General features: G+C 53.0%; 15 protein-coding genes and 1 pseudogene. All 16 read left to right on the forward strand.

What is annotated here, in order from left to right:
- Positions 1–20: 20 nt before the first annotated feature.
- The 16 genes and pseudogenes from tssJ (at position 21) to KDX39_RS25680 (ending at position 19,846) form a co-directional block, all read left to right on the forward strand.
- The gene (gene tssJ, locus KDX39_RS25600) at positions 21–839 is read left to right on the forward strand and encodes a type VI secretion system lipoprotein TssJ (protein ID WP_210071802.1); all 819 of its coding nucleotides are present in this window, start codon (positions 21–23) and stop codon (positions 837–839) included.
- Positions 836–2,179 carry a type VI secretion system baseplate subunit TssK gene (tssK, locus tag KDX39_RS25605; RefSeq protein WP_083186194.1) on the forward strand — a complete coding sequence of 448 codons (1,344 nt, stop codon included), beginning with the start codon at positions 836–838 and terminating at the stop codon, positions 2,177–2,179. The genes tssJ and tssK overlap by 4 nt, the downstream gene beginning before the upstream one ends.
- Positions 2,176–2,889: a type IVB secretion system protein IcmH/DotU gene (gene icmH, locus KDX39_RS25610; RefSeq protein ID WP_099227526.1), complete on the forward strand. Its 714-nt coding sequence runs from the start codon at positions 2,176–2,178 to the stop codon at positions 2,887–2,889. Before tssK ends, icmH begins: the two co-directional genes overlap by 4 nt.
- 30 nt (positions 2,890–2,919) lie before the next feature.
- Complete coding sequence (locus KDX39_RS25615) at positions 2,920–6,840, forward strand: type VI secretion protein IcmF/TssM N-terminal domain-containing protein (RefSeq protein ID WP_231662295.1); 3,921 nt, start codon at positions 2,920–2,922, stop codon at positions 6,838–6,840.
- 31 nt (positions 6,841–6,871) lie between these two features.
- Positions 6,872–7,798: a type VI secretion system-associated protein TagF gene (gene tagF / locus KDX39_RS25620; protein ID WP_099227524.1), complete on the forward strand. Its 927-nt coding sequence runs from the start codon at positions 6,872–6,874 to the stop codon at positions 7,796–7,798.
- Entirely contained in the window at positions 7,795–10,287 is a 2,493-nt protein-coding gene (gene tssM / locus KDX39_RS25625; protein ID WP_099227523.1) for a type VI secretion system membrane subunit TssM, read from the forward strand. The genes tagF and tssM overlap by 4 nt, the downstream gene beginning before the upstream one ends.
- Positions 10,288–10,443: 156 nt before the next feature.
- The gene (locus tag KDX39_RS25630) at positions 10,444–10,962 is read left to right on the forward strand and encodes an Hcp family type VI secretion system effector (RefSeq protein ID WP_043303973.1); all 519 of its coding nucleotides are present in this window, start codon (positions 10,444–10,446) and stop codon (positions 10,960–10,962) included.
- Between the two features lie 90 nt (positions 10,963–11,052).
- Positions 11,053–12,150, forward strand: coding sequence for a type VI secretion system protein TssA (gene tssA / locus KDX39_RS25635; protein WP_099227522.1), 1,098 nt, complete (start codon positions 11,053–11,055; stop codon positions 12,148–12,150).
- A gap of 607 nt (positions 12,151–12,757) precedes the next feature.
- The gene (locus KDX39_RS25640) at positions 12,758–13,186 is read left to right on the forward strand and encodes a DUF2628 domain-containing protein (protein WP_231662296.1); all 429 of its coding nucleotides are present in this window, start codon (positions 12,758–12,760) and stop codon (positions 13,184–13,186) included.
- Between the two features lie 324 nt (positions 13,187–13,510).
- Positions 13,511–14,368, forward strand: a complete 858-nt coding sequence (locus KDX39_RS25645) for a hypothetical protein (RefSeq protein ID WP_231662297.1) — start codon at positions 13,511–13,513, stop codon at positions 14,366–14,368.
- 302 nt (positions 14,369–14,670) lie between these two features.
- Positions 14,671–15,651, forward strand: coding sequence for a T6SS immunity protein Tli4 family protein (locus KDX39_RS25650; RefSeq protein WP_231662298.1), 981 nt, complete (start codon positions 14,671–14,673; stop codon positions 15,649–15,651).
- Positions 15,652–15,706: 55 nt separating this feature from the next.
- Positions 15,707–16,172, forward strand: a pseudogene (locus KDX39_RS26460) (DUF2345 domain-containing protein); the annotation flags it as partial.
- 134 nt (positions 16,173–16,306) lie between these two features.
- Entirely contained in the window at positions 16,307–17,392 is a 1,086-nt protein-coding gene (locus KDX39_RS25665) for a T6SS immunity protein Tli4 family protein (RefSeq protein WP_231662301.1), read from the forward strand.
- Positions 17,393–17,413: 21 nt separating this feature from the next.
- Positions 17,414–18,436: a T6SS immunity protein Tli4 family protein gene (locus KDX39_RS25670; protein WP_231662302.1), complete on the forward strand. Its 1,023-nt coding sequence runs from the start codon at positions 17,414–17,416 to the stop codon at positions 18,434–18,436.
- A gap of 128 nt (positions 18,437–18,564) precedes the next feature.
- Positions 18,565–18,906, forward strand: coding sequence for a hypothetical protein (locus tag KDX39_RS25675; protein ID WP_231662303.1), 342 nt, complete (start codon positions 18,565–18,567; stop codon positions 18,904–18,906).
- A gap of 73 nt (positions 18,907–18,979) precedes the next feature.
- Positions 18,980–19,846, forward strand: coding sequence for an acyl-CoA desaturase (locus tag KDX39_RS25680; RefSeq protein WP_269439988.1), 867 nt, complete (start codon positions 18,980–18,982; stop codon positions 19,844–19,846).
- The last annotated feature ends 18 nt before the right edge of the window (positions 19,847–19,864 follow it).

Raw genomic sequence — 19,864 nt, forward strand, 5'->3', positions numbered from 1 at the left:
TCACCCATAGGTAGCAAGTCATGAGTAATAGACTTCAAGGCATTCGTTCCTCGAAGCAAGCCCTGGCACAGTGTCTGACTGTTCTGGCAATGATGATGGCGCTGTCCGCGTGCGGCGTCACGGACCGTGTCGCCAAGCGCATGGACGACACCTGGGCGGGTGACATGATGTTCGGCGACAACGAAAAGGTGATCCTGACATCCGACGGGGGCAATTCGCTCAACCCGGACGAGTCGGGCAAGCCGCTTTCGGTGGTCGTGCGCGTCTATCAACTGTCGTCGCTTGAGCGCTTCGAGTCGATCAATGCCGACACCCTTTGGGACGACCCACAGAAGGCGCTGGGCAATACGCTGGTTGAAAGTCGTGAACTCATCCTACTGCCAGGCATGGGACAGACCGATCAATGGCCATTGAACCCAAGTGCCTCCTACGTGGGTATTGCAGCGTTCTTCCGAACCGATCAGGACAGTCGCTGGAAAGTAGCCTTTGACGCCAATTCGCTTCGCAAGGACGGCATCTGGTTCTCGTCCGACGGCGTACGCGTGCTGGTGGATAACAACTACATCCTCGCCGTGCGTGGCGTGGACGTCTTGAACAAGCTCAAGACTGAAGAGCAGTTCGCCAAGTCCAACTCGCTGCCGACACGACCCGCACAGCCAGAAACGCCGGTACAACCTGCGCAGGCGGCCAAACCGGCGCAGCCCGCTCAGCCTGCTGGCAAGAGCCTGACCGAGCGTGTTCAGGATTCCGCCATCGAGAAAACCGGAGACGCTGTCGGCAACTCTGCGCAAAAGGCGATGGACTCAACATTCAATTCTCTGTTGGAAGGCGCCAAATGAGTAAGCAAAGCCGAGTGATGTGGTCGGAAGGCATGTTCCTTTTGCCGCAGCATTTCCAATATCAGGATGAATTTCACCAGCATCAACTCGCCGAGTCGACGTTGCGCAGTACCCCGTTTCACTGGGGCGTGCAGACCCTCCAAGTCGACGAAGAGGCGCTGGCGACAGGCTCTCTGCAACTGAAACGCCTGAAGCTGGTATTCCCCGACGGCAGCCTGTATGACGCTCCGCAGCACGACCCGCTGCCGGCCGCTCGCGACTTGAAGAACCTGCTCAAAGGTAATGAACTCAAGGTGTACGCAGCGCTGAAACTGCCCGAGCCTTTCGGCCTGAACTACGTAGAAGACGGTCAGGAACAGAAGAGCGCACGTCGCTTTCGAAAGCAGTTCGATACGCTGCCAGACCTCAACGAAGGTGATCTGGAAAACGAAATCACCAGCCTGCGCCTGAACGTCGTGATGCTGATCGACGGCGACAATCTGGACGGTTACAGCTACTGCCCGATTGCACGCCTCACGCGCAACAACATCGGCGGCTTCAACCTTGATGCCCATTTCGTACACCCGACGCTGCATGTCGGCACACACGACACGCTGATTGGTCTGGGCAAGCGCTTGCTTGGCGTGCTGCAGGCCAAGAGCAAGGCTCTTTCCGGACGTCGCCGTGAACGTGCCGACCAGATCGCCGAATTTGGCTCAAGTGATGTCACGCTGTTCTGGCTGTTGAATACAGTGAACCGCGCGTACCCCAATCTGGCGCATTTGCTCGCGCACCCGCGCCTGCATCCAGAGCGGCTGTACCTGTTTCTTGCGGAACTCGCCGGTGGCCTGCTGACATTCTCGCTGGATACGCAGCTTCACGACATTCCTGAATACGATCATCACGACCCGGCCGCGTCACTGGTAAAGCTGGACGAGATGATTCGGGTTCTGCTGGATAACGTGATCCCGAACCAGTGCATCATCATCAATCTCTCGCAGACCAAGCCGTCGTACTGGCAGGGACAATTGCTGGATCCGCGCCTGACAGAAGCCGACTTTTACATTTCGGTCCATGCGGACATGCCAGGTTCCAGCCTGCTGGAGCTGGTGCCGCGTGCGTTCAAGGTCGGCTCGCCAGAAGACATCGAGGTGGTGGTCAACAGCGCCATGCCGGGCGTCACGCTGAATCACTCGACTCGTCTGCCCAATGCCATTCCCGTTCGCCTGGACAACCACTATTTCTCCATAGAACCCCATGGGCGAGTCTACGAACGAATGATGGAAGCTCAGGCTATCTCCTTCTATGCGCCAAGCGCCTTTACCAATCTGAAGCTTGAACTGATGGCGGTACTCAAATGACTGAAGCCGTAATGCAAGGTGCCGCTGTGGCTGCAACCGAAAAACCCACACTCAAAGAGTTGGTCCAAGACTTCATCAGCATGGCACTGATAGTGCGTCGTGGCCGTCAGGTCACTTCGGTGGATGCATTCGAAGCCAGCGTCGAAACGTTCTTCGCCACATTGGAGCGTGAAGGTCGCAGCGCCAACTACAGCGTTGAACAGGTCAAGGACACTCAGTACGCGCTGTGTGCTTTTCTCGATGAAAGCGTACTGCGTTCGGGTGACAACGATCTGCGTCGTCATTTCGAACTACAGCCTTTGCAATTCCGCTATTTCGGCGTTCATCTGGCAGGCGAAGGCTTCTTCGAGAAGATCGACTCTCTGCGCGCCGACGTGAAAAAGAATCTCGATGTGCTTGAGGTTTACCACCTGTGCCTGGCGTTGGGTTTCGAAGGCAAGTACGGGCTGGGGCAGAAAGATCAGTTGCGCTATCTGGCCAATACGCTGGGCCAGGACATCGCCCGGCATCGTAAAACGCCAAAGGCGCTTTCGCCTGACTGGGCGTTGCCCGATCAGGTTTCGCAGATGCTTCGCCATGAAGTTCCTGTCTGGCTTTATCTGGTGCTCATTGCAATCGTCTGCCTGGGTGTCTACTTGACCCTTGACTGGTTGCTGGGCAAGGACGTGGCCGCTTTGGCGGAACAAATCAGCCAACTGTTCAATGCTTGAGTCCAGATCAGGTAACCGAGTCAGGAAGACATGAAGACATTACTGCGCCTGTTAAAAAGTTTCTGGTTCCTCGTTCCGGTCTTGTGGCTGGCGAGCCTGGCCGTCTGCTGGTTTGTCGCACCTCGCGTCAGCTGGCTACGCGATTACACGCTTGAAGCGATGGCAATCATCAGTGCCTTCTATCTGTTGTTGATCGTGCTGCGTCAGTACAAGCGGATTCGCACCGAGCACAATCTTGAGAATCTGGTCCAGATCGAGGTTGACCGGTCGCTGAAATCGACAGGCGAGTTCCGCGACCAGCAAGTGCTGCGTGAGCGCCTCAAGCACGCGATTGCCATGCTGCGCACCGATCGCTCGGCCGGTGGCGGTGGTTCATCCGCACTTTACGATCTGCCCTGGTATCTGGTCATCGGTATGTCCGCCGCAGGCAAGACCTCGCTGCTGACACGTTCGGGCCTGTCTGCGAGCATTGCCAGCAGCGCCAACGAACATCAAAGCGGCACCCAGCACTGCGACTGGTACTTCAGCCCTGAAGCCGTAATGATCGATACAGCTGGCCGTTACCTGCGTGACGATCAGTCAGCCAGTGAGTTCGCCGGGTTCCTGCGCATGCTGAAAAAACAGCGCAGCAAAGCCGCAGTGAACGGTCTGGTTCTGGTGGTCAGTCTGCCAGAGCTGCTGGCGTCAAGCGCCTCCGAGCGTAACGACCTTGCTGCTCGACTGGTGTCGCGCATCGAGGAGTACACCGAATGCCTGGACGCCAACCCGCCTATCTACCTGATGCTGAGCAAGACCGACCAACTGCCGGGCTTCAGTCAGGCATTCGAGGGCCTTGACCTGCATGAACGTCAGCAGCCGCTGGGCATGACGTTCGGTCTGTCGGAGATCCGCAGCGAAGGTCTGCGCAGCGTACTCGACAGCAAGCTCGAGAACCTGCAGGGCCATGTCCGTCGTTATGTCGACGCCCAGATCATAGCGCTGGGTGCGGACGCCAACAGCGCCCTGCTGAACTTCCCCAACTACTTCGCCGAGCTGTCGGTAGTACTGGAACAGTTCCTCCAGCACTTCGCCCGCAGCAATCACAACGGCGCACAGCTCCTGTTGCGTGGCTTGTATTTCACCAGCGCGCTTCAGACTGACAAGCAACTGGCTCATGTCTACGAGGACAGTCTTGCGGATTCTTTCGCCCTGCGACCAGAGCCTGAGACCGATCCCTCGACGCGTAGCGACAACATTAAAACCGGTGAGCGCAGTTACTTCATCACCGACACATTCCGACGCGTCATCTTTCCGGATCGCGACCTGACGCTCTATCAATCACGCTTTGGTCGTGACAGATCGATTGGGCCGATCATTATCGCAGTAGCCCTGTTCATCGGACTCGCGTTCATCGGACTGCAAGCCTTGTCATTCCAGAACAATCGCGAATGGCTGGCGTCGCTCAGCACGCAGTTGACCGAGCTCAAGCAGTCACCTGACCGTGCGCAGCGTCTTGCTTCCGGCGAAGGTCTGGAGTTGTTGCGCAATCAGCTGGCAGCCATCGAAAAGTACCGTACCAAAGGCGTTCCGTTGCAACTGAGCGGTGGTCTGTACCGGGGAGATGATATCTACCTCGCGACCCAGAACGCCTACTTGCAACAGTTGCGGACCCAGGCGCTTGAACCGATCACGATGAAGCTGCAATTGCAGATGCGCGAGTTCAACGAGTTCGCCAAAACCATGGACCCGCAGTATGGATTTGGTGCAACGCCGGCTCGCCCTGACGGCAAAACCGGCAAGGCGCGTGCTCAAGGCAAAAAACTGCTGGATCGTACGACTCAGAATATTGCCGCAGGTCGCCCTACCAGTTTGGGAAGCATCCCGCGCAGCACAAGTGATGTCACCGGACGCTTGACCGGCGCGGTCCGAGGCACAGCCAACCAGACGCGTACCGAAGCCATTGCAGCACTGCGCAACCCGGCGACTGCCAACGATGCAGCTGAACTGTCGGCCACCACGGGCGGCCTGTCGCTATCGGAGGAAATGCTGGGACGACTGGATGAGCGGCAAGTTGAATCCATCATCGAGTCATATAACGCCCTCAAGCTCTATCTGATTCTGACCCAGCCATCTGCGCACCCGGAAACCGAGTTCGTCGATGTAGCGTTGCCAGTGGCCTGGTCAGGCATGGCCAATCAGGCGAATCCAATAAGCGAAGACGTGATTCAGGACAACTCACCGGTTTACGTACAACTGCTCAAGAACGGACAGGCACCTGCCTTGCCGCGCAACGAACAGTTGATCGATGAAACCAGAAAGAGTCTGAAATTTTTCATGATCTCCAGCTCGCTGGTGGATCGTGAGTACCTGCGTCTTCAGCTGGAGTCCAGCCGTCAATTCCCAGCCATCGGCCTTAACGATCTAGTGCCGATGCCGGGTCGCCAGTTGCTATACGGTTCCGAGGCGGTGCCCGCGATCTTCACCCGCCAAGGTTGGGAAGAGTTCGTGAAGCCCGAGTTGATCAAGATGGTATCCGGCAACCTGCGGAACGAGACCGACTGGGTGCTTGATGGCGAGGGCGGCGACAGCGTCGTACAAAAAGCGAACTTCGTCCGCGAGTTCATGGCGCGCTACAAGCGTGACTACACACAAGCCTGGTACACGATGGTGGACAGCGTAGGCGTTCGTCGCTTCACCGACATGGCCAACGCCACACAACAATTGTCATTGCTCAGCGATGTGCGCAACTCCCCGGTAAAACTGCTGTTGTCTGCGGTCAACGACAACACTCAGTGGGACGTCCCCGCCCCGCGCGAAGCGCAGCAGGTCGGCGTCAAACGCGATGACGGTTTCTGGGGCAAGGTCAGCGGCATCTTTGACAACAAGGAGGCGGCGGCCAGCGTTCTGATTTCGCCGCTGCCTGCGGTCGATGACGGTAGCCTTGCCAAGCGTTTCGAGCCGGTATCGCGTGTCTTCGCTGCGCAAAACGCCGAGGGCGCCGACAGCACCATCATGGACCGTTACCTGGCTGCGCTGCGAAAGCTCAAAGTACGGATGAACAACATCCAGCGCTCTCAGGATGTTGGCAAGAGCAGCAAGCAACTGATCAGCGAAACGCTCGAAGGTCAGCCAAGCGAAGTCACCAGTGTGCGCAACTATGTCGAAACCACGGTCGACACCAGCCAGGGCGGTCTGTCTAACTCTCTGCAAAGTCTGTTCAGCCTTCCGATTCAGTTCGCTTGGGAAACCCTGCGAGATCCGGCTGGCGAGCAGATCGCCAAAGCTTGGGCCCAACAAGTCGCCAAGCCCTGGGAACAGGTCATGGCTCACCGCTACCCAATTTCAGCTGACAGCCGCAATGAAGCTTCGGTCAAGGATCTGCAACGTTTCGTGGACCCTGAATCCGGGCTGCTGCCGAACTTCAAGCGAAACGAAATCGGCAACCTGTCCGGTGGCGAAGGCCTGGGCATGAGCAGCGATGCCAAGGCCGCTCCGTTGGTCAATCCAAAAATGGTCAGCAACATCGACAAGGCCAGCTCGCTGGGCGAAGTCATTGCCAGTCTGTCGGACAAGGACAATGGTTTCGAGATCATGCTGGAGCCGTCGGCTAATTTCACTGACATCCTCTTCACCCTTGATGGTCAGGAACAGCACTACCGAAACGGCAGGACCAGTTGGAACCGCTTCTCATGGCCAGGCACCACCACTGCACCGGGCGCTCGTCTGGATGTGGTTACGCTGACCGGCGAGCGCATTACCGTGTTCGACTATACCGGTCGTTGGGGTCTGCTGCGCATGAACGACAGCGCACGCGTCAGCGACCTTGATGGCATCCAGCAGCGTTTCAGCTGGAATACCGCCAAAGGACAGGTCAGCCTCGTGGTTCGCAACTACGGCGGCGTCAAGCTGACTGATCTTGCGAACGTGAAGGCGCTTAGCGCGCTGAATGCAACTGACGGGCGGACCAAGTGAACATTTACAAGGCGCAAAGGGGGCGCGGACGATGATCGGCTGCTTCGGAAAAGTGCCTGCCAGCCCGGATTTCGTCAGCCTGCATGGCGCCAGTGATGACGTATGCGAGTTCGACGCCTGGCTGCAGGGGGCGCTCGTTTCCATGCAACAAAGCGATGACTGGCGCACGCTGTTCGACCGCTTGCCGGTGTGCTTCTTCAGCTACCGTGCACGCAGTGGAAACTGGCTGGTCGGCGGCTTGATCAGCTCCAGGGACTCCAGCGCGCGACGTTATCCGTTTTTCATCTTTCAAACGGTTAAGTCCAGCGACGCCGGGCTATTCGTGAACCCATTCACACTCAGCGAACTGTTCTGCGCCCAGATTAAACCTTTGCTGCATATGGCGGCCCAAGGGGAGTCCACAGCGGTTGTCTTCGAGCGCATAAGAGCGCTGAGACCGTTGCAAAGTCAGGACTTCGAACTGTTCCGCCGTGTGCACGAAAAGTTTCTGGTGAACTTCACGTTACGCGACATTGCAAGATCGCTTGAAAGCTCCTACCCGGAATTCATTGCCAACGCCGTACTCACACGATTGCAAGCGCTGGGCCGTCCCATGTACCACCAGGCACCTATTGGTATTTCGCTGCCATTGCCCGCCGAACGGGGTTTGAAAAACCCGACCGCCGATCTATGGGTCAGTTGGTTGACGCGCATGGCTACAGATCATGCTGTGCCACAAATCTGCATTCTGGCGGATGACTTCATGCGTCCCAGACTGTTCTGCTTTCCGTCGCGCAACACCACCGGGGTATACCGCGTAGTGACAGGTACTGGCGACCGATCGGAAAACTATGACGTGCTGGAGCCCTTCGAGGCGTTCGACGAACACCATCGGAGCCACGTGTTTGCGGACATGGACCGACCTCTTTATGACGTTATCGACCGTTTTGTCGATGTGCTGGATTTGAAGTCCGTATGAATAAAATCAAATACTACTTTCTGCGTTACCAGCCCTATATTCTCGGGGTGTTCTTCTTCCTGACGATTTTCATCGTCTGGAGCATTGGTCGCGCCCTCGATTTCAGTTCGTTGAACAGCCTGCTGACCGGTATCGGTGTGTTCCTGTTGTTGTCAGCAGGTTATGTACTACTCATGTATCGGGGCGTTTCACGGCATCACAATCTGGAAGGTCTACTGCGCGAAGACGCCGATCAGGCCGTGCTCAACGCAAGCCCGGCCGACCGTGAGGAAATCAGCCTGCTACGCGAGCGCCTGCTGCAAAGCATTGAGCGTCTGAACAGCAACAAGCCGCGTGGCACCAACGCCAAGGACGCGCTCTACGCTTTGCCGTGGTATCTGGTGGTTGGGCAGCCAGCAGCGGGCAAGAGCACCATGCTCTATCAGTCCGGGCTCAACTTTCCTTATGCCGAACGCGAAGGCGCCCGTGTCTCCGGACTGGGAGGAACGCGCAACTGCGACTGGTTCTTCAGCTCCGAAGCCGTACTGCTGGATACCGCTGGCCGGTACATGAACGACCAGGAAGAAGCAGGAAAATGGCGTGCGTTCCTACAGTTGCTGCGTCAGCACCGTCAGCGTCGTCCGCTCAACGGATTGATCGTGACCGTCAGCATCCACGACATTCTGCAATCGTCTGTCGAAGATCAGGAGCGTATAGCCAAACGCCTGCGTGAGCGCATTCAGGAGACCCATTCGCTGTTGGAAGTACGACTGCCTGTCTACCTGGTCTTCACAAAATGCGATCTGGTGCCGGGCTTTGCACCTTTCTATCGCCAGCTGGACGACGCTTCACGTGGCGAAGTGATGGGCAAAACCTTTTCCCACAAAGGCTATGAAAAAGCCGACTGGGGTCAGCGCTTTGGCGTGGCAATGGATGAACTGATCAGTTACTGGAAACAGGTCGCCGGTTATCAATTGGTGACTCAGGACATCCAGATCACTCGTCAGGACAACGCGGTGTATCGCTTCCCGCTGGAACTTGAAGCCCTGAAACCGCGCTTGAGCCTATTCGTTGACGCGCTGCTGCGCGCCAACCCGTATCAGAATGCAGAACTGTTACGCGGTTTCTACTTCACCAGCGCACTGGACGCCGACCAGCCGGAAATGGGCGGGCATGCACGCCATGTCACCGAGCGTTTCCTGCTGGAAAGCGAGCAGGATGTGGCCAATGGCAATGCACAGCCGCATCCGTTGTTCATCAATAGCCTGTTCCGCAAAGTGATTATCCCGGACCAGCACCTGGTGGCGTTGTACACCACCAATCACCGTGAACGCCGCCGCAAGGCCGCCTGGATTGGCGGCGCCAGCGCCGTTGCCGTGCTGTTGTGCAGTCTGTGGGGCTGGTCGTACTGGAACAACAAGGACAATATTCACACGATCTCGACCGAGCTTGCACAAGCAGCTGTCGACGACAGTAAGGCAACCGGTCAGTACACCGAATGGCAGACGCTGGATCGCATGCGGTTCTGGACATCGCTGTATTACGGGCGACACCACGACGAAGGAGTGCCTCTGCGCCTGCGTCTGGGTCTTTATCAGGGTTATGAAGTCGAGCCACTGTTGCGTACGCGGTACTTCAACCGCCTGGAAAGCGTGATGCTCAAGCCAACCGCTGATAACCTCACGCGCTCCTTGTATCTGTTAACCACCATCAAGGTCTATCAGCGCAACGCCAAAGACCTGATGCCGGTGACCGGCGTGGACAGTGTCGAGCCAAAAGCACTGCCGCCCGACAACCGTGCGCAATCGATCGCCAATTTCGGCAAAGCTACGCTGGACACCTACGTCATGCTGTCGCGCTCACAACGTGAGAAAGCAGACCCTGCGTTCCTGAAAGCGAAAATGCCTGATTACTGGTATCCCGCCATAGCGCGTCAGACCGGCAGGAACCTCTCGTCAAGCGGCGACGCTGGGGTGAATCAGGATTACGAGTACGCCAGTCGGCAGATCAACTTCTACAGCGATCAAATTCATGAGTTGGACGTACCACGCATTCTCGACAATGCATTCCTAACGTCCAGTTCGCGTAACTACATCAATAGCCTGCTGACTCAATCGTTGAAAGCCATCGAGACCATCACCCTGGAGTCGGACACCCTGTTCGCCTTCGGCCGTGCCGACTTCCAGAGCCTGAAAACCGAAGGTCAGAACCAGTTGAGCGCAATCGCCGGCAAGCTGCTGAACACACCCAACATCGGCAAGATCATCATTGCCGGCCACGCCGACCAGCTGGGCGACCCGCAAAGCAACATGCAGGTGTCCAAGCAACGAGCACAAACCATCAAGACCTATCTGGTCGGCAAGGGCGTACCTGCCGAACTGGTCGATGCCGTTGGCGAAGGCAGCGAGAAGCCACTGGTCAAGTGCGACATGCAGCAACCCAGGGCTCAATTGATTCAGTGTCTTGAGCCGAACAGGCGTGTAGAGATCGAAGTACGGGCGCTCAACTGACGCCAGTACTTAAAGCAAACCGAAGCCTGGGTCATCGTTTTGCGGGGCCGGGGCCGTGGTAAGAAAACCTTTCTTGATTGTTTCAGGAAGGTTAATCAAAGGGTCGTGATCTGTTACAGACGCTACGACCTTAAATGAAGAAAGGAGAAGCAGAAAATGGCATTTGACGCGTACATCCAAATCGACGGCATTCCAGGTGAAGTTCTGGACGACAAGCACAAGGACTGGATCGAAGTGCTCGGCTATGAGTACGGCGCTACCCAGGCCACCTCCGCTACCGCCAGTTCCTCGGGTGGTGCTTCGTCCGAGCGTGTTGCTCTGAGCGACTTCAGCATCCGCAAGGCCGTCGACAAGGCTTCTGCCAAGCTGTTCGAAGCGTGCTGCAAAGGCACTCACATCGCCAAGATCCAGCTGAACGTTAACCGTGCAGGCGGCGACAAGCTGACCTACCTGACCATCAACCTGGAAGAAGTTGTCGTGTCTTCCGTGAAGGCTGTTGCAGGTGGTCTCCAGACTGGCGAAGACAATGCCGTCAGCGATCTGCCGATTGAAGAAATCAGCTTCAACTTCGCACGCATCAAGACAACCTACACCCAGCAGAGCCGCTCCGATGGCCAGGGTGGCGGTAACGTCACTGGCGGCTGGGACCGCACTGCGAACAAAGTTTTCGCATAAAACGGTGTCACTTCGGGTCGCGCATGCGGCCCGTCTTCAACACCGTGTCTGCCCGGACACGGTGTCTTTTATTCCTGATCAGAGTTGACTATGTCTGAATTTCTCAACGACCTTTCGCTTGCCGATCTGACGGCACCCATCAACGGGGGAAGTGGCGAAGACCTGAGCTTTTCCACCCTGTTCGATCAGGTCAAGGAAGCTCGGCGAGCAGACCCCGATTACCTCACCCAAGGTGACTGGCAGACCGACCTCAAGTCTTCGGACTGGGAGCTGACCATTACCTTGGCTGCGCAAGGCCTTGCTCAACAGAGCAAGGACCTGATGCTTGTCGCTTGGCTCAGTGAAGCTCTGGCGCACAAGTACCATTTTGTAGGGATTACCTTCGGCCTGACGTTAGCGGAGCGGATCCTGCAAAATTTCTGGGACGACTTGTTTCCGTCCCTCGAGGACGGTGTCGAAGAGCGCGCCGCCCGCCTCGCCTGGCTGAAAACCTCGCTGACCGAAGTGGTGGGCGGCCTGCCAATCACTCAAGGGCAAAACTTCGGGCTTCTGCGCTACGACGAGTCCCGCCATGTGGAAAACCTGGCGTTACAAAACCCCAAAGCCATGCAGGCAGCCGTTGACGAAGGCAAGATCAACGCCGAGATCTTCCAACGCTCCGTGGTGCTGACCGATACGGATCACTTGCGTCTCAAGTCTACGGAAATCGCCGCGAGCCTCTACGCCTGTCAGCAGCTCCAGGCCACCTGCGATAACCTTTTCGGACGTGATGCTCCAAGCTTCGCAACCCTGAGTGATGTGCTGCAGCGCGGTGGGCAGTTGACCGAAAAGCTGCTCAAGGATCGCGGCATCGAACTGAACCCTGCTCCGCCCGCCCAGGCCGAAGCCGCGCCTGCAACTGCCGCCGACCAACATGCAGGTGTTGTGATGACCCAGACCAGCCAGGACACTACGTCCGCACCACTGCGCACGACTCCGGCAACACGCGACGAAGCTTTCACCATGCTCGCCAGCGTCGCACAGTTCTTCAAGAACACCGAACCACAAAGCCCTGTGCCCTACCTGATCGAACGCGCCATCAAGTGGGGCAACATGCCGTTGGAAGGCTGGCTGAACGATGTGATCAAGGACAGCAATGTCGTTGACAGCATTCGAGATGTGTTAGGGACGAAGGAGCCGAAGCAGTAGTAATGATCGCGACATTTGCCAGTACGGCTTAACAGCATTGCTATCGACGCGTGAGATGAAAGCAAAGCGTTCAGCTTCTGTTTCGGTGCGTGTTACAGGCAACCCATCCATTATGTCCGACACCTCAAAAAGGTAACGGACGAGCAGAGCAGGAACTCGTTTACCGACATTCGGCGGTAGGTGTAGGGCTTCTGCCCGCAGGAGATCAGAATGTTTGAGTCCATTACTTTCACAACGGTATTAGCGAAATTTCTGCTATCGGTCTCCTTCACTTTTTATGCGCCTGTCAAAACCGCCGTACTTATAAGGGGTGAACACCCTCTCGATGCAGACTATTGCCTCTGGTATTTAATGCCTGTCGGGATGACATTTATTGCTTCAGGCTACCCGTTGGAAATGAACACCGTGCATTCTGCCTATCACCATCGCACGTGTTCAGGCCCGTTTTGGTCTAGCGACCGATTCAAGCATTGACGATACAAGTCATGATTTGCAAGAGCAGGAGCCCTGGATACCCAACAAGCACCTTTGACGGTTTTTCCCCTAATTAAGAATTACAGGATTTTCCAAAAAAACGTCATATCAATTAACTACAAGGAGTACAACCATGAGCACAACAAGCCAGTTGCATAGCACCGGCAAACACAGCGCTAAATGGCAGGAGCGCTTCAATTTCTTCGATACTTATGGTGCGCCGAACGATCCCCGCTTCAAACCCGCCGTCAACGCACTGCCCGATTTCAAGAAGAAACTGCTCGTTAGTGCTAACGTCATCGCATTTTTCTTCGGTCCGATTTACTTCTTTGTGCTGGGTTTGTGGAAGAAGAATCTTTCACTGATCGGCATCATCGTCGCGGTAAACATCGTTATCAGCGTGGTCTGTGCGATCTTGGGCATGGATGTTCCTGCGGCATTGGGGACAGGCTTGAATGTCGTGTTCTCCATGATGTATGCACTGACTGCCAACTACGCCTACTACCTTAAGGAAGTAAAAGGCGAGCAAGGCTGGAATCCGTTCAAAGGCATGCGGCTCTAACGTCGATTTAATCGCTGAAAACCCGTACCTCTGATAGTGTACGGGTTTTTAGTATTAAATTAACGTCGCACTGCACATTTCACCGTGCCAAGCGTAATCCGTCGAGTCGTTTTCCGCATGGATCCTTAGGATGCTGTCGAATTGCTTCAAGCCCCTATGCTCTTTGACTAACCTAACGATCCCCTTAAAACATTGCACAGACCAAACAGTGAGTAACCGAAGCTAAATGCACATACACTTTCGAGTGCAAAAATATCAGAGCGGGCGTTTTCGAAGCTCTCAACACCGAAACCCATTATCACGTATCGAGCCAGATCAAGCGTAATGACCAAGTATCTTATCAGCGTTTTATTGTTATTAACCGGCTGCGAAGGATCAGATATTATCGACAGTAAACGCGAAGTAAAATTGACGCTTAACAGTTCGATAGCAGACACACGCTCGTCGACAAGTATAAAACTTATCAAATTTTGCGCTTCGAATTTTTGCAATTTCGGAACTGACGTACCGTCGACGTCTGGAGACTTGCTTAGGGCTAAAGTCATTACCGGCAGTCATGTCCTGACTCTTGAAAACATACACAACATCACTATCGTCACAACACCCTCCGGTACTATAACGGATTTTGATATTTATGCCGCGGGCGTTCCTCAGGACTCAAAGCACGAAGACGCCATGAGTTATTTCTACCGCCAGGTTCATAACCTCGGCTCCTCCGGCTGGCATAGATATATCTATCCTGACGAAGCAAGAATTTCAGGTTCGCAAGCCTCAAAGTTCGCCAGCAAGGATGAAGTCCTGGGAAACGCTGTGTCGACTGGCCCGTGGAATGATCCGGGGCTTCAGCTTAGTAAAACCGAATGGAATGCTTTGCCTGTTATCAGCACGTGGATGTTTCACAACGGTGACCAGTACCTTTACCTAAGAGTCCAGCGAGAAAACAACAGCGACTCACCGCAAGATCGGGGTTCTTACCTGTTCACTATGACGTTCAAATCAGAAAGCGAATTTTATAAGGAATTCATCGAAAACGAGAGTCGTGAACAGTGGAAGGAGCTGTTGCCTGACGAGCTCAACCGCATGGCACAGGTGCGTAAAAGCACCGAGACGCAGCTTAAAAAAATGGGAATCGAGATTGATGAGCGCTATGAGAACCCAAAAATCTCAGCGCTGACAAACTGACGTAATCGATCATAAACGATTGGCCTGCGCTTCTCGACGCTCGCCGAAAAATGGATTCTCGGCGTCACGCCGTCATCCGCTGCAAGCATTAATGGAGCAATGCACCATGGACCTGACCTTAGGAACTGCCCTCAGCCAGAGCGGCCGCTTGCGACAACTCACCACGCCGCTGGGCGCATCAAATGTATGCAAAGAGGGTTTCCATAATAATTCGCCAGGCCATGCTCATCGGGACGTTTATAATGATCAGAGCGGTAGAACACAATATGCGAATCTGTACAGCCTGATAAGGAGTTCAAAAGATGTGCAAATTTAAAAAAGAAACAAAAAAAATAGTTCTTTTAAATTTCATATACTTAATAGGGCTCTCCTTCTTGATAAGCACTGACAGCGCAGCAGATAGCACGCACTCTAAATACAACCATTTTTATTTTGGACGCTACACACTAGACGCACCATCTAACGGGAAAGACCTATGGTCATCCTTCAAAATAATTGAAAAAAAAATAGAACTCATAAGCAAAAATGGCAAATACGATCTGCCTATAAAAATCTCAGAATCTATTGCTAAAATAGATAAATTCCATAGTTCCGGATATGCTGCTTATGATAGAACAGTAGAACTCGAGGGTGGAGGCGCAATAATCGTATCCAAGTCAACTAGTTACACGATGGAAATTTACTATCTAACCCCAAAAAATATGCTGTACCGTCAGACCGTAGACGCTATCTCAATAAAAGGAATAGATAAAGCAATCACACGAGCCAAAGAACTAAATAAACTTATTCATTATCGCAACCCCACCGACGCACCACCCAATGGCACTTTTTCCATTGAAGCTGGCTATATCAATTTGCCTATAGATAAATTTCAAGAACAAGTATCAATTGGGCTTCCCGTCTCTTCAGTTCCGGGAATCAACTTGACTTTTGACACCCAACTTATCGGGAAGCCTGAGCCAGGACTTATTGCCAGATATGAACAAAGATCAACTGGAACCGTATTACCTACACTTCAAAAAATACTATCCAAGTCGACACTAATAAGAAAATCTCAACGACAAGTGGCCGGCTTGAAGTTTGAAGAATTACTCCTAAAGACAAATGTGGAAGGACAAACAGCTTATTCTTTTCGACTGGAATACCCAGGCACTCCTAACTCTAGCCTAGAACCTTATACTGTTCTCGAGTTGAGTACCATCGATGTTACTAGCGGCTTTAAAAGCGATAAAGAAGCTGTGGATTTTTGGGACAAACTAGTAGAAAGTGTTAAGCGGATATAAAACTTATCAACCAGCAATAGCTTTTTAACAATATAGATGGTGTTACCAGCAACGACCCGACTGGGGCAGCGTGCACGTGCCACGCGCCGGAGAGGAAGTGGTCGTCACCTTTCTGGAAAACGACATCGACCGTCCGCTGGTCATGGGCCAGGTCTACGGCGGGCACATGCCGGCTTGGCACTCCAGCGGGCTAATGGCCGACTACAGAGCAAGGAAGTGGGCGGCGGCGGTAGCAGCATAACGCTTTGCCCATGCAGGACGGACTGGACAGCCTAACCCTCAGCACCGGCGAAGACGTCAGCATCGCCAGCGGCAAGTTGCTGCTGGCCAGCGCGGCGCAGGACATCAGCCTGTTTGCGCAAAATGCCGGCGCCAAGAGGTTTGCGCCCAAAGGCAAGGTGGAACTGCAGGCGCAGAGTGATGCGATGGAGCTGAAGGCCCAACAAGGCGCCAAGATCACCTCCGCCGGCATCGGCAAGCAAGATGAAGGCGGCGAAGGAGCGGTTCCAACACTCTCCGGGCAAGCGCCCACTGCTCACTCAAAGTTTTCTGCAAACCTTAAAGGCTTCGTCCACGGTACATCATATGATAATAAATTTGTCAGAGCAGTAACTGCACACTCTATGATAAGTATAGCTAAGAGAGCAAAAACTTTATGCTGACCACACAACGAAAGAAAAACTACTTATTCACAGCGTTCGGCTTTACTGCCATACTTTTACTTACGTTTATGTTATCCAACAACGAGAAACCCAAAAAAATTCTCGCCACTAAAAATCAAAAAACACACTCAGTAGCCATCGCTCGCTACAGTGTGGAAATACCAGAAAGCATGAAGCTCACAGATATTGCACTAAATAAGGATGGCATCCCTATAAAGGTTTACTTTGATTACACAAAACCGCGTGCAGAACAATTGATCGACAACTCATTAGCGACGATAAAAAATAATGAGGCAGGCCGTAAAACCATAGAAAAACCTGCTGAGATATCACAACCATCGGACAATGTTTGGCTGGCTGCATACAATCATATACGTCTAACAGGTGTTGATGTTTATGGCAAACCTATGGATGAGGTTTCAAATAGCTCATTGGGATTTGTGTGGAAAAAAAATGTGCTGCTGGAGATAGGTGGTGAACGAACTTTAGGAGATCCGTCGCGCATTGCTTTGCTTATGTCACGTTTTGATACCTCAGATGATAAGCATAGTGGATTTTGCTTTGTAAAAGGCTGTATAGAAGGAAAAGAAAATGAGCGGGAGTCTTTAAGCGCTTCTTTTGAAGACACTGACAAAAAAGGCTTTAATATCGGATTCAATATCGACGCCTACCAAGGCGAACCTAACCTTCCTCTTTCTGATCGGACACCCAGTATTCCTGACCTAGCATTACCCGGTGTGTTAAAGTGGCTTAGCGACTCAGAGAATAGAATCAAAAAATTTAAAGATTCCAGTAGAGTAATAAACAATTTCAAGGGAGAAGAGATCATTGAAGGCACCACTCAAAAGCTGAATGGTACGTACTTAACTGAAATCACCGGTATGTGGTACTACCCCGGCATGCCGGAAGACATTCAGAAACCAGAGATCAGGATAACCGCGACTTATTCGTTCACTTCCGATCATTTACCTGACAACGCTCCTAGTTTCCCAAACCGATCACAAGACGGTTTGACTGAAGAAGAATTCCTATCAGTCTGGAACAATTTGCTTGAGTCTTTCCATCCGAACAAACTCTGAACCGAAGGCTATGCTCTCTACATGCACATTTTTGCTTGGCTCTTGAAACGTCTCCCAGAGGATCGACATGAAAAAAACTTTCAGACTAAAATATTTTTTGTGTTGTTGGCTACATACCTACTTACCCAAACAGTCTTTGCTCAACGCATAGAAAGCTCATTAAGAAATCAGTGGACCACTCATTACTTCGGCAGATTCAAACTGGACTTGCCAGCAGGGTCCGAAGTTGTCAGCGACTACAAATTATACAATGAGAAAGTTGAGTTAATAAGCAAAAACGGTACATTCGACTTAGTATCTATTGTTGCACAAAAAACAGACGAACTCAAAAAAGGAATTGCTTACGGCACATCCAGCCGATATGAAAAAACAGTTCCACTGAGCAACGGCAGCGTTCTTATACTCTCAAAACTGGGGGACTTCTACACTTTTCATGCTTACTTTTTTACGTCAAAAAACACGCTATACCGAATGATAGCTCAATCAATTTCAGCTAACGGAATTGATGGCGCGATCAATAAGGCTCGATTGATTAGCGAGTCAATCTACTACCGACGCCCATCGGATGCTCCGCCAGCAGGAGCTTTCGCCTTAGAGGAAGGCTATACCACTTTGGGTGCTGCCCAGTCCTTAGAGGGCATCTATATGGGGGCGCAAATCTCAACGCATCCAGGCACTTTTGTGAGCCTGCTAACTCAAAGAATCGTTGAGCACGATGAAAATTTAATACAGCGCTTTGAAAGTGAAAGCGGCGGTGGCCTAGCGTCAGGCATGATCCAGATTTTAAGCAAAACAAAGACCCTTAGAAAAAGGGAGCGTATGGTAGGCAGCCTCAAGGCGGAGGAAGTTGCTATTGCAACGCTGATCGATGGAAAACGTTTTTACACTTTTCAAATAGAATATGCAGGATTGTTAAAGTCCAATACAAGCCCTTTTATAGACCTTCGATTGGGAACGCATGAAGTTGGTAGCGACTTTAAGTCTGATGAAGAAGCGCTGGCATTTTGGGATAGCGTTGTAGACAGCCTAAGACCGTCACCTTGAAAACAACAGGTTTTTGAGGTTAAGCTGAATGCGCTACTGTATCCCCGGCGAGCATCGTAGACGTTAGTAAGTAATAATTATAAAATCAGGTCATACACAAACATCAAAATATCCAAACGGTAACTTTAATGGCTCCAGTAATTTTTATCCTGATTTTCTTATCAGCCATCTTTTATATAGGGCTCGTCATTTTTCGGGCTGTGACGGCAGGCTCCAGAGGCGGGATGTCGAATGTACTCACTCCCGGCACGTTATTCAAAATGTCTCTTGCATTACTGGGCTTGTGTGCAATGTCAGGGCTCGTGTTTTTAGGCGGCACAGCCGGTGGCATTAGCGGATCCGGGGGAACTACTGACGGTCGACAAATCGTGGATTATGCGGCAAATATCAGTGAATTCTGTTTATGCGCCAGTTTGGCCTTAGCGGTGGCAGCGCTAATCAGCTATGTACACAAGAAAAATATATTATAACCCCCTACCCCCGCGACGACGTGAGCACTGGGCGACTCCAGACGACCTCGCGCTGCGCAGTACGGCACTTTAAATGCATGATATACGGTCGCGTTTGTCCACAATCGATAATTGCTTTTCTTCACCGTACTTCCTGCATACAACTTGGGCTAATAGGCTGGTGGGGCGACTGGCAACGCTACCGCTGGGCATCGACCCGGATTACTGGCGAGTCCGGCATGTAGAGTTTCATCACGTTTACGCCAACATCGAACACTACGATCTGGACACTGAAGAAAACGGTGTCTTCCGACAGACCCCTTATCAACGGTGGCGCAAACATATGCGCTATCAGCACCTGTACTGGCCCCTGATTGCCGCACTGTCACTTCCTTACATCGCCTGGATCTTCGACTGGTCGGACCGGCTGGGCAAAACACCGCTCAAGGCTAAACGTAACTTACCGGGATGGCCGGTGTTCATCGTCAGCAAGATCACTCACTTGTTGCTGGTTCTTGTGATTCCCTTGCTGGTGTTCAACGGCAACTGGACCACCGTGCTGATCGCTTACCTGTTAAGCCAGACGATGGCTTCGCTTTGGGTGGTGTTTCTATTATTGGGAACTCACTGGGCCGATGCAGAGTTCTACCCCGCACCCGACTCTGCCCGAATGCCCCACCGCTGGTATCGCCATAACTTCGCAACCGCCTGCGACTGGCCGGCTTCGCCACGCTGGCTACACCCCTTGATCGGCGGTTTGAATTTCCATCTGACGCACCATCTGTTCCCAGGCTGGAGCAACCGTCACTACCCTGCCCTTGCATCGATCATCGCAGATCTGGCCGTTGAACATGGCATGGATTATCGCTGTATCGGTTACCGCGACCTGATCAGACAGCAACAGCAATTCCTGCGGAAAATGGGGCAGCCACCTGACGAGCTCCAGTGCTCAAAAACTTGAAGCGTTCAGCCACTGAAG

It is taken from the genome of Pseudomonas sp. CDFA 610 (assembly GCF_021147865.1).
Taxonomy (GTDB): domain Bacteria; phylum Pseudomonadota; class Gammaproteobacteria; order Pseudomonadales; family Pseudomonadaceae; genus Aquipseudomonas; species Aquipseudomonas alliivorans.